At 56.4% G+C, this 14,571-nt stretch carries 12 protein-coding genes; 4 read left to right on the forward strand and 8 right to left on the reverse strand.

The window, feature by feature from the left end; genetic code table 11:
- The first annotated feature begins 326 nt into the window (after positions 1-326).
- Together OTG14_RS15590 and mdtD are read left to right on the forward strand one after the other, a co-directional pair.
- Positions 327-1,034, forward strand: a complete 708-nt coding sequence (locus OTG14_RS15590) for a FadR/GntR family transcriptional regulator (RefSeq protein ID WP_024907901.1) — start codon at positions 327-329, stop codon at positions 1,032-1,034.
- On the forward strand, positions 1,031-2,464 hold the full coding sequence (gene mdtD / locus OTG14_RS15595) for a multidrug transporter subunit MdtD (protein WP_032648599.1): 1,434 nt from the start codon (positions 1,031-1,033) through the stop codon (positions 2,462-2,464). Before OTG14_RS15590 ends, mdtD begins: the two co-directional genes overlap by 4 nt.
- Here mdtD and rbsR read toward each other — a convergent pair.
- From rbsR to kup, 7 genes are all read right to left on the reverse strand, one after another.
- A complete protein-coding gene (gene rbsR / locus OTG14_RS15600; RefSeq protein ID WP_075201549.1) occupies positions 2,430-3,422 on the reverse strand; it encodes a ribose operon transcriptional repressor RbsR in 993 nt (330 codons plus the stop codon). The genes mdtD and rbsR overlap by 35 nt on opposite strands.
- A gap of 3 nt (positions 3,423-3,425) precedes the next feature.
- Positions 3,426-4,355, reverse strand: a complete 930-nt coding sequence (gene rbsK / locus OTG14_RS15605; protein WP_267215426.1) for a ribokinase — start codon at positions 4,353-4,355, stop codon at positions 3,426-3,428.
- A 104-nt stretch (positions 4,356-4,459) separates the two neighbouring features.
- A complete protein-coding gene (gene rbsB / locus OTG14_RS15610; protein ID WP_010426610.1) occupies positions 4,460-5,350 on the reverse strand; it encodes a ribose ABC transporter substrate-binding protein RbsB in 891 nt (296 codons plus the stop codon).
- Between the two features lie 27 nt (positions 5,351-5,377).
- Positions 5,378-6,343 (reverse strand): ribose ABC transporter permease, encoded by a 966-nt coding sequence (rbsC, locus tag OTG14_RS15615; protein ID WP_006808742.1) that lies wholly within the window; start codon positions 6,341-6,343, stop codon positions 5,378-5,380.
- Between the two features lie 4 nt (positions 6,344-6,347).
- A complete protein-coding gene (rbsA, locus tag OTG14_RS15620; RefSeq protein WP_024907897.1) occupies positions 6,348-7,853 on the reverse strand; it encodes a ribose ABC transporter ATP-binding protein RbsA in 1,506 nt (501 codons plus the stop codon).
- A gap of 7 nt (positions 7,854-7,860) precedes the next feature.
- Entirely contained in the window at positions 7,861-8,280 is a 420-nt protein-coding gene (gene rbsD, locus OTG14_RS15625) for a D-ribose pyranase (RefSeq protein WP_024907896.1), read from the reverse strand.
- Positions 8,281-8,505: 225 nt separating this feature from the next.
- Positions 8,506-10,374 (reverse strand): low affinity potassium transporter Kup, encoded by a 1,869-nt coding sequence (gene kup / locus OTG14_RS15630; RefSeq protein WP_024907895.1) that lies wholly within the window; start codon positions 10,372-10,374, stop codon positions 8,506-8,508.
- 222 nt (positions 10,375-10,596) lie between these two features.
- On the opposite strand from kup, the gene ravA reads away from it, so the two are divergent.
- Both ravA and viaA read left to right on the forward strand, forming a co-directional pair.
- A complete protein-coding gene (gene ravA / locus OTG14_RS15635; RefSeq protein ID WP_061716269.1) occupies positions 10,597-12,093 on the forward strand; it encodes an ATPase RavA in 1,497 nt (498 codons plus the stop codon).
- The gene (viaA, locus tag OTG14_RS15640; protein ID WP_032648593.1) at positions 12,087-13,538 is read left to right on the forward strand and encodes an ATPase RavA stimulator ViaA; all 1,452 of its coding nucleotides are present in this window, start codon (positions 12,087-12,089) and stop codon (positions 13,536-13,538) included. The genes ravA and viaA overlap by 7 nt, the downstream gene beginning before the upstream one ends.
- Here the strand turns inward: viaA and asnA are convergent, their stop codons facing one another.
- Complete coding sequence (gene asnA / locus OTG14_RS15645; protein ID WP_024907892.1) at positions 13,539-14,531, reverse strand: aspartate--ammonia ligase; 993 nt, start codon at positions 14,529-14,531, stop codon at positions 13,539-13,541. It abuts the gene before it with no gap.
- Between the last annotated feature and the right edge of the window lie 40 nt (positions 14,532-14,571).

Consider the following 14,571-nt stretch of genomic DNA (forward strand, 5'->3'; position numbering starts at 1 on the left):
TAAATTGTTAAAGAGCAGTGCCGCTTCGTTTTCGCTGCGGCGCGGGGTGTGCATATTACGCTTTCCCGCTTCAGAGTCAAGCGTTTATTTTCGCTACTCTCTGCTGACCCGGCGGCGTGTGTGCCGTTGTTCCGTGTCAGTGGAGGCGCATTATAGGGAGTTATTCCGGCGTGACAAGAGGAAATTTAAAAAAAGTTTCTATCCGTGTTTTTTTTCACCAGCAGAGGTGAAATCAAGCTACAAATTGTTCTATTTGATGTATCTGCAACCACAATCACATTCGAGGTGGCATAATTATCAGCATGAATCTTTAAGGAATAAAAGCGATGCCATTAAGCGCACAACAGCTGGCCGCCCAAAAAAACCTGTCGTATGTGCTGGCAGAAAAGCTGGCTCAGCGGATCTTAGCGGGTAAATATGCCCCGGGCAGCATCCTGCCGGGTGAAATGGAGCTGGGTGAGCAGTTTGGGGTGAGCCGTACCGCAGTGCGCGAAGCGGTGAAAACCCTGACGGCAAAAGGTATGGTGCTTCCACGTCCTCGTATTGGCACACGCGTGATGCCACAGAGTAACTGGAATTTTCTCGATCAGGAGCTGCTCTCCTGGTGGATGACGGAAGACAACTTTCATCAGGTCGTCGATCACTTTCTGGTGATGCGCAGCAGCCTTGAACCTCAGGCATGTCTGCTTGCCGCCACGCTTGGCACAGCAGAGCAGAAAGCGCAGCTTAACGCGTTGATGGAAGAGATGGTGTTCCTGAAAAAACACTTCAACCGCGAACGCTGGGTTGAGGTCGATATGGCCTGGCATGAACATATCTATATGATGAGCGCCAATCCGTTCCTCACCTCGTTTGCCTCATTATTTCATTCGGTGTATCACACCTACTTTACCTCTATTACACAAAACGACGTGGTAAAACTGGAATTGCATCAGGCGATAGTGGATGCCATTCAGGAAAGCGACGGGCAGCGAGCCCTGAGTGCGTGCCAGGCATTACTGGCTGCGCCAACCCACCAGCAGGTAAATAAATGACAAAGAAAAAAGCGCGCAGCATGGCCGGATTGCCGTGGATTGCAGCCATGGCGTTTTTTATGCAGGCACTGGATGCCACCATCCTCAACACCGCGCTTCCCGCTATTGCGCAAAGCCTTAACCGCTCCCCGCTGGCGATGCAGTCCGCCATCATCAGCTACACCCTGACGGTTGCAATGTTAATTCCGGTTAGCGGCTGGCTGGCCGACCGCTTCGGTACCCGTAGAGTTTTCATGCTGGCCGTAACGCTCTTTACGCTCGGTTCGCTGGCCTGTGCGCTCTCCTCGTCCTTAACGGAGCTGGTTATCTTCCGCGTATTACAGGGCATTGGCGGCGCGATGATGATGCCCGTGGCGCGCCTTGCTTTATTACGAGCCTACCCTCGAAGCGAACTGCTTCCCGTGCTCAACTTTGTCACCATGCCGGGACTGGTCGGCCCGATACTTGGCCCGGTACTCGGTGGCGTGTTTGTCACCTGGGCAAGCTGGCACTGGATCTTCCTGATTAATATTCCGATTGGCGTTGCGGGGCTGCTGTATGCCCGTAAATATATGCCGAACTTCACCACGCCAAGACGCAGCTTCGACATGGGTGGCTTTTTCCTGTTTGGCCTGAGCCTGGTACTCTTCTCCAGCGGGATGGAGCTGGTTGGCGAGAAGATCGTCGCGACGTGGATGGCGCTCTCCGTTATCCTCGCCGGCGTGCTGCTGTTCCTTCTTTATATACGTCACGCGCGCCGTCATCCGACGCCGTTAATCTCTCTTGGGCTCTTCAACACCCGAACCTTTTCCGTCGGGATCGCGGGAAACATTGCCTCGCGTCTGGGGACGGGCTGCGTACCGTTCCTGATGCCACTGATGCTGCAGGTGGGTTTCGGCTACCCGGCCCTGATTGCCGGCTGCATGATGGCGCCCACCGCAATGGGCTCGATTCTGGCAAAATCGACCGTGACGCAGGTGCTACGCTGGTTTGGCTATCGCAAGACGCTGGTTGGTGTGACGGTCTTTATCGGTCTGATGATTGCGCAGTTCTCGCTGCAGTCCGCCGCGTTACCCGTCTGGATGCTGATCCTGCCGCTATTTGTGCTGGGCATGGCGATGTCGACGCAGTTCACCTCAATGAACACCATCACCCTTGCGGATTTGACCGACGAGAACGCCAGCAGCGGCAACAGCGTGCTGGCAGTAACCCAGCAGTTGTCCATCAGTCTGGGTGTGGCCGTGAGCGCGGCGGTACTGCGGTTTTATGAAGGTTTCGACAGCGCAAACACCGTCGAGCAGTTCCACTATACCTTTATCACCATGGGCGCACTCACCGTCGTTTCAGCGCTGGTCTTTATGCTGTTAAAACCGAAAGATGGCCGTAACCTGATTAAAGAACGCCATAAGGCGAAAGCTAAACCGAACCCCGTTCCATCAGAACAGGAGTAAGCTGCAGGCGTTGCTGCTGCAGCGTGGGCTGAGCCATTCGGTGGATCAACACATCGATGGCCAGCTCGCCCAGCTCATCTTTTGGCTGATGAATGGTGGTGAGCGGCGGCGTCATATAGCTGGCCAGCTCGATATCATCGTAGCCGATTACCGCCATATCGTGGGGAACACGCAAACCGGCCTGATATAACGCCTGATAGGCGCCAAACGCCATGGCATCGTTGCCGATAAAAACAGCCTGCGGACGCTGCGGCTGCGCCAGCAGCGTCTGCATCGCTTCAAAACCACCGTGAAACTCAAAATCGCCGGTAATACGGTACCCTTCCGGCACTGAAAGTCCTGCCCGCGCCATTGCGGCGAGATACCCTTCCAGACGCAAACGCGCCGGGGTTTTGTCCAGCGGGCCGGTAATACAGGCGATGCGGGTATAGCCTTTATCGATCAGATACTGGGTGGCCATATCGCCCCCCAGCAGGGAGTTATCCTGAATAAGATCGCTGGTGCCGTCGAACGGTGCCCAGTCCATCATCACCGTGGGAATGGAGGGGTAGCGCTGGATGATCTCTTTCGACGGCTGGTGCGTTTCGGTACAAAGCAGCAGTAGCCCGTCGACGCGTTTTTGCATCAGCGTTTCCAGGTTACGATTCATGCGCTGCTCGTCACCTTCGGTATTGCACAGCACCAGGCTGTAGCCACGCTCGAAGCAGCTGCGCTCCACGCCGCGAACCAGTTCTGAATAAAAGGGGTTGGTACTCGCGGTGATCAGCATACCGATGGTGCGCGTCTGGTTGAGCTTAAGGCTGCGCGCCAGCGCAGACGGCGCATAGTTGAGATCTTTTACCGCCGCTTCGACTTTCTCCCGAATCGCCTCGCTGACGAAGCGATCGTTGTTTATAACGTGAGAGACCGTCGAGGTAGAAACGCCCGCCATGCGGGCGACATCTTTCATTGTGGCCAAGCGTTACCCCTGCTGACTTAAGAATTCATCGATCTCTTTACGCCACGGAACGGAAGGCTGGGCGCCCTTGCGCGTCACCGCAATCGCGGCGGCAGCGTGTGCGAAGCGGATAGCGTCATCCATTCTCATGCCTTCCAGCAGCGCGGTCACCAGTGCACCATTGAAGGTGTCTCCCGCTGCGATGGTATCAATCGCTTTGACCTTAAAGCCCGGCACGCGGCGGCCTTCGCCATTGACGCATGCCCACACCCCACGGCTACCCAGGGTGATGATCACTGTTCCGATGCCTTTGTCGTGCAGCGCACGCGCGGCTCGCGCGGCATCATCATCGTTTTCAACGCGAATGCCCGTCAGCTTTTCGGCTTCGGTTTCGTTCGGCGTGATGATGTCCACCAGCGCCAGCAGCTCGTCAGATAATACACGGGCAGGGGCCGGATTAAGTACGACAGTGGTATGATTTTCATGCGCAATTTTGGCGGCGGCCAGCACGCTTTCAACCGGCGACTCCAGCTGCATCAGCAGGGCTTCCGCTCCGCCGATGAGTGCACGTTGCGCTTCTACGCGTTCCGTCGTCAGCGCCGCGTTAGCGCCAGCATGAATACCGATGACATTCTCACCTTCTGCGTTGACGAAAATCAGCGCCACGCCGGTAGATTCCCCTGCAACAACGCTGACCGGTGCGATATCGATATTGTCGCTCGCCAGCTGCTTGCGTACGCGCTCGCCGGTATCGTCATCACCCGTGCAGGCGATAAACGCAATATTTGCCCCGCTGCGACCGGCAGCAACGGCCTGGTTTGCACCTTTACCGCCAAATGCCACCTGATACTGGTTACCCGTGACGGTTTCGCCCGGTGTCGGGAACGATTCAAGGTTAAGAATGTGATCGGCATTGATACTGCCAAGGACGACGAGGTTACCTGCGGTTTTCATGGTTGGATTGTCCATCAGAGAGCGCCACCGGTGTTACCCGGTGGCGTATGCCACACTTTTCTTTATTGGTGTCCCTCAGGCCGCCGTGACGGCCTGATTCGCCTTTACTGCTTGATGACCAGCTTCAGGTCAACCGGGTATTTGGCCTGAACTTTTTCGCCCTTCAGCACTTTGTCGGCAGTTTCAACGCCAGTGGCGCCAATCTGCTCAGGCAGCTGAGCGATGGTCGCAGCCAGTTTGCCATCGTTTACTGCTTTTTCACCATCCGGCGTGCCGTCAAATCCGACAACCATCACATCAGATTTACCAGCGGTCTGCAGGGCACGCAGCGCGCCCAGCGCCATTTCGTCGTTCTGCGCGAATACTGCCTGCACGTCAGGGTGCGCGGTCAGCAGGTTCTGCATGACGTTCAGACCCTTAGTACGGTCGAAGTCTGCCGGCTGGCTCGCCAGTACGTTGAATTTATGCGCTGCAACCGCCTGCTGGAAGCCTTCGCCACGCTCGCGGGCGGCAGACGTACCGGCAATCCCCTGCAGTTCGATGACTTTCGCGCCTTCGCCGGCTTTCTTCGCGATGTAATCACCGGCGATTTTGCCGCCCAGCACGTTATCAGACGCAATATGGCTCACCACTTCGCCTTTGGTTGCCTGACGGTCCAGGGTGATTACCGGGATCTTCGCCTGGTTTGCCATCTTCACGGCGTTGCCTACGGCATCAGAATCGGTTGGGTTGATCAGCAGAATTTTGGTGCCGCGAACGGTTAAGTCCTGAACGTTAGCCAGCTCTTTCGCCGGGTTGTTCTGTGAATCCAGAACCACCAGGTTGTAGCCCAGTTTGTCCGCTTCTTTCTGCGCGCCATCCTTCAGAGAGACGAAGAACGGGTTGTTCAGGGTAGAGACAACCAGCGCGATGGTGTCTTTCGCCATGGCGTTAGCACTTACGGTTGCGCTCAGCGCGACAGCAGAAACCAGGGTAGCCAGTTTTTTCATGTTCATATCTAAGATGTCCTGTAGTGTCGTCAGTTACTGTTTTTTGTTGTCTACCAGTACCGCCAGCAAAATCACCACTGCCTTAACGATCATCTGGTAATAGGAGGAAACACCTAACAAATTCAAACCATTATTCAGGAAACCGAGGATCAGTGCGCCGATCAATGTCCCAACAATGCGACCTTTACCGCCCGCAAGACTCGTACCGCCCAGAACCACTGCCGCAATGGCATCCAGCTCATACCCCGTACCCGCCGTTGGCTGCGCGGAGGAGAGGCGCGCCACTTCGATAATGCCTGCCAGTGACGCCAGCAGACCGCACAGGGAGTAAACGATAATTTTGACTTTATTAACGCTGATACCGGACAGGCGCGTTGCCGCTTCGTTACCACCCAGCGCATAGATATAACGGCCCAGACGAGTGTGATGCAGCATGTACCACGCCGCCAGGAAGACGATAGCCATGATCCATACCGGGGTCGGGACCCCCAGCGGGCGACCGATACCGAACCAGCCAAACAGATCGGCGTTATCGGTAAAGCCGGTATTGACCGGGCTGCCGTTGGTATAAACCATGGTCACCCCGCGCAGCAGCAGCATCATCACCAGCGTGGCGATGAACGCCTGAACGCGGCCTTTTGCCACAATCACGCCGGTGACGGCGCCTATCGCCGCACCTGCCGCCAGGGCAGCGGCCACGGCCACCAGCGCGTTGACTTCAATGCCGACAATCGAAGCGGCGATCGCGCCGGTGAGCGCCAGCAGGGAACCGACGGACAGATCGATACCTGAGGTCAGAATCACCAGCGTCATGCCGACCGCCATAATGGCGTTCACCGACGTCTGCTGCAGAATATTGAACAGGTTATTAACGGTGAAGAAATTCGGGCTCATGGTCGACACAATCGCGATCAGCACCAGCAGGGCAATCAGCGATTTTTGCTCCATCAGCCACGCCTTTGTGAAATAGCGGCGACCAGAAACAGCCTGGGTAGTCATCTTCTTACTCCTGATTCACGCGATTAAGCTTGCCCACAGCGGCAGCCATCAGAACTTCCTGGGTGGCCTGCTCGCGAGTGAATTCACCGCCGAGATGCCCTTCATGCATGACGATAATGCGATCGCTCATGCCTAATACTTCTGGCATCTCGGAAGAGACCAGAATGATGCTCAGACCGTCGGCCTTAAACTGGTTAATCAGCTGATAGATCTCTTTCTTCGCGCCCACGTCTACGCCGCGGGTTGGCTCGTCGAGGATCAACACTTTCGGACGCGTCATCAGCCCGCGCGCAATCGCCACTTTCTGCTGATTCCCGCCGGACAACAGGCCAATCGCCTGCTCCATCGACGGGGTTTTGACGTTAAAGAGGCGGATAAAATCGCTCACCGCCTGCTGCTCGTCTTTATGCTTCAGGCTGCCACCGCTGTGGCTGAAATAGCGCAGCGCGGTCAGGGACATGTTCTCTTTTACCGACATCCCCAGCACCAGGCCGTCGCGTTTGCGGTCTTCGGAGATATAGACGATGCCGTTCGCCAGACCATCCTGCGGAGAGCGGGTGACCACTTCATGGCCGTCGAGGGTGACATAACCGCTGGTTCGCGGCAGTGCGCCGTACAACACTTTCATCAGTTCGGTACGTCCCGCTCCCATCAGGCCCGCTACGCCCAGGATCTCGCCCTGGCGCAGGGTAAAGGTCACGTCGTTCACGCCCGGGCCGCAGAGGTTGTCCACCTTCAGGCGGATCTCACCCGGCGCTTTATCCAGATGCGGATACTGATCTTCCAGCTTACGTCCCACCATCATTTCGATGAGCGTATCTTCGGTCAGCGTCGCCACTTCGCGCTCGGCAATAAACTGCCCGTCGCGGAAAACGGTGACGTCATCGCAGATTTCGAAGATCTCTTTCATACGGTGAGAGATATAGACAATCCCGCGCCCCTGCGATTTCAGCTCGCGGATAACGCGGAACAGGGATTCGGTTTCGGTATCGGTCAGGGCGTCGGTCGGTTCATCCATAATGATGACCTTCGACTCAAAGCTCAGCACCTTCGCGATTTCCACCATCTGCTGATCGCCAATGGAGAGATCGCCGACCAGACGGTCGCTCTTAAAGCGCAGGTTCAGCTTCGCCAGCAGCTTGTCCGCTTCGGCATACATGGTTTTCCAGTCGATTTTGCCGAACCGGTTAACAAACTCGCGGCCGAGGAAGATGTTTTCCGCAATGGTGAGCTGCGGGATGAGGTTCAGCTCCTGGTGAATAATACCGATGCCCGCTTCCTGAGAGGATTTCGGGCCATTGAAGGTGGTCTCTTTACCCAACCAAAGGAGCGAACCGGCATCGCGTTGATAGATACCGGTCAGCACTTTCATCATGGTGGATTTGCCGGCGCCGTTTTCGCCCACCAGCGCCATGACGCGCCCGGGGTAGACGTTCAGCGCCGCGCCGGAGAGGGCTTTTACGCCCGGGAACGACTTATCGATCCCTTTAAGTTGCAGTAATGCGTCCATGATGGCCTCAGAAGGTGACGCCAGCACAGAGAATGATATTCGCATACGGGGAACACTCCCCGCTGCGAATCACCGCCTGACTGTCTGCGGTTTGTTGTTTGAATTGTTCGTGCGTTGTGTAACGAATTTCTATGGTATTTCCCTGGTGTTGTTGCAGCTGCTCAAGGTGGCTGAGCAACGTTTCGTGGAGTTGCGGATTATGTTGTTTGATTTCCGCCGCGAGAATGACCGCCTCAACCTGCATCTCCGCGGTCACCACGTCCAGTACCTGCATAAACGAAGGTACGCCCTGCGTTAACGCCATATCGATACGGGTTGTGCTGCGCGGAACCGGTAAGCCTGCATCGCAAACCACCAGCGTATCGGTATGCCCAAGACGGGAAATAACCGATGAGATTTCTGAGTTGAGTACAGTGCCTTTCTTCATTTTCTTGCTCCACTAGCGAAACGTTTCGCTAAAAGTAGTGTAGCCCCAGAAATGTTCAGAAAACCATCATGACGTAACAGATTTGTGATCGACGTCGAAACGTTTCGCTAAGTGAAATGGCGTGGAGGTAAATGCAAAACGGTAACCCCCTGGTTACCGTTTTTTATGTTTGCGCCCTCTCCCTGTGGGAGAGGCCGGGGTGAGGGCATCAGGCCGCACAAAGACTTAAATCTCGACCTGCGTTCCCAGCTCAATCACGCGGTTAGGCGGGATCTCAAACTGGTCAGGCGCACGCAGGGCATTACGCTGCAGGATGAGGTATAGCTTGCCGCGCAGGCGCAGATACCACGGGCGCTTGCCGATAATCAGCGACTCGTGCGACATAAAGAACGACGTCTCCATCATCCGGCAGCTCAGCCCTTCCAGGCCGCAGCGGTGGAACACCTCTTCCACGTTTGGCGTTTCACGCCAGCCGTAGCTTGCCACCACGCGCCAGAAGGTCGGCGACAGTTGCTCGATTTGCACGCGACGCACATTGTGAACATACGGCGCATCTTCGGTGCGCAGCGTCAGCAGGATCACGCGCTCGTGCAGCACTTTGTTGTGCTTGAGGTTATGCATCAGCGCGAACGGAATAACATTCAGCGCGCGAGACATGTATACCGCGGTACCCGGCACGCGGACCGGCGGAGATTTCTCCAGAGAAGCGATCATCGCCTCCAGAGAATTCCCGTGCTCGTGCATGCGGCGCAGCAGGCGGAAACGCTCGCTTTTCCAGGTGGTCATGACAATGAACATCACCAGACCCAGCGTCAGCGGCAGCCAGCCGCCGGAGACAATCTTGTCGAGGTTCGCAGAGAACAGCGGCACGTCAATACACAGGAAGCCCACCAGAATCATCGCCACGAGGAATTTATTCCAGTGCCAGTTTCGGTAGGCCACCGTGGTGGAGAGAAGCGATGTCAGCACCATCGTACCGGTTACCGCAATACCGTACGCCGCCGCCAGGTTACTGGAGTGCTCGAAGCTGACGATAACAATGACCACTGCGAAATAGAGCAGCCAGTTAATGAACGGGATGTAGATCTGACCCGACTCCATCTCTGAGGTATGGATGATGCGCATCGGTGACAGATAACCCAGACGCACGGCCTGACGCGTCAGAGAAAACACGCCGGAAATCACCGCCTGAGAGGCAATGACGGTCGCCAGCGTCGCCAGGATCAGCATCGGTACCAGCGCCCAGTCAGGCGCCAGCAGGAAGAACGGGTTCTTGATCGCTTCCGGGTTTTTAAGCAGCAGCGCCCCCTGACCAAAGTAGTTCAGCACCAGCGACGGGAGCACCACAATAAACCATGCCACGCGGATAGGCAGTTTCCCGAAGTGACCCATATCAGCATACAGCGCTTCCACACCGGTGATGGAGAGCACCACGGCACCCAGCGCCACAAAGGAAACCACTTTGTATTCGAGGAAGAAATGCACGGCCCAGTAGGGGTTCAGCGCCTGCAGCACTTCCGGGTTCGCGATAATGCTGCGCAAACCAAGCGCCGCCAGGATCAGGAACCAGGCCAGCATAATTGGTGCAAACAGTTTGCCCACCAGCCCGGTACCGTGCTTCTGGATCATGAACAGCAGCGTCAGGACAATAATGGCCAGCGGAACCACCCATGAATCGAGTTGTGGAGCGATAATCTCCAGCCCCTCTATCGCCGACAGCACCGAAATAGCGGGCGTGATAACCACCTCTCCGTAGAAGAAACTGCCGCCAATCAGGCCGATAATGACCAGCACTGAGGTCATTCTGGCCGAGGTATTGCGCCCGGCAAGAGACATCAGGGTCAGGATCCCGCCTTCACCTGCGTTATCAGCACGCATAACGAAGGAGAGATACTTAACGGAAACCACCAGGATCAGCAGCCAGAAAATGAGGGACAGGAAGCCAAACACGGCATCGCGTTCAACACCAAAGCCAAACTGGCCGGACAGACATTCACGAAGCGTATAAAGCGGGCTGGTGCCGATATCACCGTAGACAACCCCGATCGCCGCAAGCGTTATTGCGGGTAATGATTGCTTATTATCAGTGCTCATAGACTAGTCTTTTCGTTTAAATAACAAATGTGTTCCTGGTCCCTTGGCCCACAAAAAGCGCACAGTATGCACGATTCATTGCAAAATCGTACCCCTAAATGCAACCGCATTAATGTAGCGCAAAGAAAATTGCGCCGCACTTCAGTCTATTACCAGCCCTGACTGAAACGTCTATACTCGCTTCAATTGGCCGCCACGACGGCGAAAGGATGCAAAACTATTATGGCTCACTCACATTTATTAGCAGAAAGAATTTCCCGCCTCAGCAGCGCGCTGGAGAAAGGCCTTTTCGAGCGTAGCCACGCCATTCGCCTCTGTTTACTGGCGGCGCTGAGCGGTGAAAGCGTGTTTTTGCTGGGACCGCCGGGCATTGCCAAAAGCCTGATTGCCCGCAGGCTAAAATTTGCTTTTCAGAATGCCCGCGCCTTCGAATATCTCATGACCCGCTTTTCCACCCCGGAAGAAGTGTTTGGCCCCCTCTCTATTCAGGCGCTGAAAGATGAAGGGCGCTATGAGCGTTTGACGGCGGGGTATCTGCCTGAGGCTGAGATTGTCTTTCTCGATGAGATCTGGAAAGCGGGACCGGCCATTCTTAACACCCTGCTCACGGCGATAAACGAACGTCGGTTCCGCAACGGCGCCAGTGAAGAGAAAATCCCGATGCGCCTGCTGGTGGCCGCCTCTAACGAACTGCCCGAGGCCGACAGCAGTCTGGAAGCGCTGTATGACCGTATGCTCATCCGCCTGTGGCTGGACAAAGTGCAGGACAAATCAAACTTCCGCTCCATGCTGGTGAGCCAGCAGGATGAGAGTGAAAACCCGGTATCCGCTTCGCTGCAGGTGACGGATGAGGAGTATTACCAGTGGCAGCAGGATATCAGCAAAATCAAACTGCCTGATGCCGTATTCGAGCTGATCTATCTGCTGCGTCAGCAGCTTGATCTCCTCCCTTCGGCACCCTATGTCTCCGATCGTCGCTGGAAAAAAGCGATCCGCCTCCTGCAGGCCAGCGCCCTGTTTAGCGGCCGCGATGCCGTTGCCCCCATCGATCTGATCCTGCTGAAAGATTGCCTCTGGCACGACGCGGAAGGCATGAATCTGATGCAGCAGCAGCTTGACGTTTTGATGACCGGACACGCCTGGGGGCAGCAGGCGATGCTCAACCAGCTGGGGGCGATTGCCCAGCGGCGCATCCAGCTCCAGCAGCAGCAAAGTGATAAAACCGCGCTGAAAGTGAATCGCCTTGGAGGCATGTTTGCCCGCAAGCCGCACTATGAGCTTCCCGCGGATCTGACCGGCGCAACGCTCACGCTGCTGCTCCAGCAGCCGCTCAAGCTGCATGATATGCAGGTGGTACACATTACGATTGAGCGCGAGGCGCTGGCGCAGTGGCTGGATAAGGGGGGAGAGATCCGCGGCAAGCTCAACGGCATCGGCTTCGCGCAACCGCTGAATATGGAAGTGGACAGCAGCCAGCATCTGGTGATCCGCGACGTCAGCCTGCAGGGATCGCGTCTGGCGCTGCCGGGCACCGCCTCGGACAGCGTACCGGAAGAGATTAAGCAGCAGCTGGAAGCGCTGGATACGGAATGGCACCAGCAGCACACCCGCTTTAGCGAACAGCAAAAATGCCTCTTTATTCATAGCGACTGGTTAGGTCGCATCGAAGCCAGCCTGCAGGATGTCAGCGCGCAGATCAAACAGGCGCGTCAATGCTAACCCTGGACACGCTTAACGTTATGCTGGCCGTCAGCGAGGAGGGGTTGATCGAAGAGGTGGTCATAACACTTCTGGCGTCACCGCAGCTGGCAGCCTTCTTTGAAAAATTTCCGAAGCTCAAAAAGGCGATGACGGACGATCTTCCGCGCTGGCGCGAAAATTTGCGTCAGCGATTCAGGGAGACCGAAGTTCCGCCTGAGTTAACGGAAGAGGTGGCCTGTTATCAGCAGTGCCAGCGGCTCTCCACGCCGCAGTTTATCGTTCAGCTTCCGCAAACCCTGACGTTGCTCGACAAGGTCCACTCCCCGTTTGCCAGCCAGGCCCGGGGGCTGGTCACGGATAACGCCACTTTTACCCCGGCACTGCACACCCTCTTCTTACAGCGCTGGCGCCTCAGCCTGGTGGTGCAGGCCACGACGCTAAACCAGCAGCTGCTGGATGAAGAGCGCGAACAGCTGCTCAGTGAAGTTCAGGAACGAATGACCCTGAGCGGCCAGTTAGAACAGGTGCTGGTGGAGAATGAAAACGCCGCTGGGCGTCTCTGGGATATGAGCGCAGGCCAGCTCAGGCGCGGGGACTATCAGCTGATCGTCAAATACGGCGATTTTCTGACGCAGCAGCCCGAGCTGATGAAGCTTGCAGAACAGCTGGGACGCTCAAGGGAAGCAAAGTCGGTTCCTAAGAAAGACGCCCCGATGGAAACCTTCCGCACCCTGGTACGTGAACCGGCCACCGTACCGGAGCAGGTCGACGGGCTCCAGCAGAGCGATGATATTTTGCGTCTTCTGCCCACGGAGCTGAGCACGTTGGGGATGACCGAGCTGGAGTATGAGTTTTACCGTCGGCTGGTAGAAAAACAGCTCCTCACCTACCGGCTGCACGGCGAAGCCTGGCGAGAGAAAATCAGCCAGCGGCCGGTCGTTCATCAGGATTTTGATGAACAGCCGCGCGGGCCCTTCATCGTTTGCGTGGATACGTCCGGATCGATGGGTGGTTTTAACGAACAGTGTGCAAAAGCGTTCTGTCTGGCGCTGATGCGCGTGGCGCTCGCCGATCGCCGTCGCTGCTTCATCATGCTGTTCTCCAGCGAAGTCGTGGGCTATGAGCTGACGAACCAGCAGGGGATCGAGCAGGCAATCCGCTTCCTGAGCCAGCGTTTTCGCGGCGGCACGGATTTGGCCAGCTGCTTTCGCAGCATTGTGGAGCGTATGCAGGGCGGCGACTGGTACGACGCCGACGCGGTGGTGATTTCCGATTTTATTGCCCAGCGGCTGCCGGATGACGTGGTGAATAAGGTGAAGGAATTACAGCGGGTGCATCAGCACCGTTTTCATGCGGTGGCGATGTCCGCCCATGGAAAACCCGGCATCATGCGCATCTTCGATCATATCTGGCGCTTTGATACCGGGCTGCGTAGCCGCCTGCTCAGACGCTGGCAGCGTTAATTACAGAAGAGAGCCGACGCTTTCACGTACCTGCTGCGGCCAGACGCCACACTGAACCTGACCGATATGGGGTAATTGCAGCAACAGCATGGTCAGACGGGACTGGCCGATACCGCCGCCAATCGTCTGCGGCATTTCACCGCGCAGCAGCGCCTGGTGCCACTCGAGCTTGAGACGATCTTCATCTCCGGTGACCGCCAGTTGGCGCTTCAGCGCGTCAGCATCCACGCGGATCCCCATAGAAGAAAGCTCGAATGCGTCTTCCAGTACCGGGTTCCAGACCAGAATATCGCCGTTCAGCCCGGCAAACTCGCCCTCACCCGCAGTGCTCCAGTCATCATAATCCGGCGCGCGAACGTCGTGGCGTTTGCCATCAGACAGTTTGCCGCCGATCCCAATCAGAAATACCGCGCCCAGCTCTTTAGCAATCGCACGTTCACGGCCTTTGGCATCCAGATCCGGGAAGCGGGCCAGCAATTCCTGGCTGTGCACAAAGTGGATCGTATCCGGCAGGAACGGTACCAGACCAAACTCTTTGCTTACGGCTGCTTCGGTCGCTTTGATCCCGGCGTAGATCGCCTCAACGGTGGATTTCAGCGTGCCGACGTGGCGCTCACCGTCACCCATTACGCGCTCCCAGTCCCACTGGTCAACATAGACAGAGTGAATTGGGGTGAGGCGGTCTTCATCGGGGCGAAGGGCTTTCATGTGCGTGTAGAGCCCTTCGCCCGCGCTGAAGTCGTGTTGCCCCAGGGTTTGACGCTTCCACTTCGCCAGTGAATGAACCACTTCGAACTGGGCGTCTGGCAGTGTTTTCACTTTCACCTGTACCGCTTTTTCGCATCCAGACAAGTTATCCTGGGTCCCGTCACCCACGCGGCTTAGAATCGGCGCCTGGACTTCAATTAGCCCAAGTTTATCTTCCAGCTGGCGGGAAAAATGGGATTTAACGAAACTGATCTGGCGTTGTTTTGCGATGTAAGCGGTTTTCATTATTTATACTCCTGCGTCCTGTTGATATTGATTAAGCAAC

The organism is Enterobacter pseudoroggenkampii, from assembly GCF_026420145.1.
Lineage (GTDB): Bacteria > Pseudomonadota > Gammaproteobacteria > Enterobacterales > Enterobacteriaceae > Enterobacter > Enterobacter pseudoroggenkampii.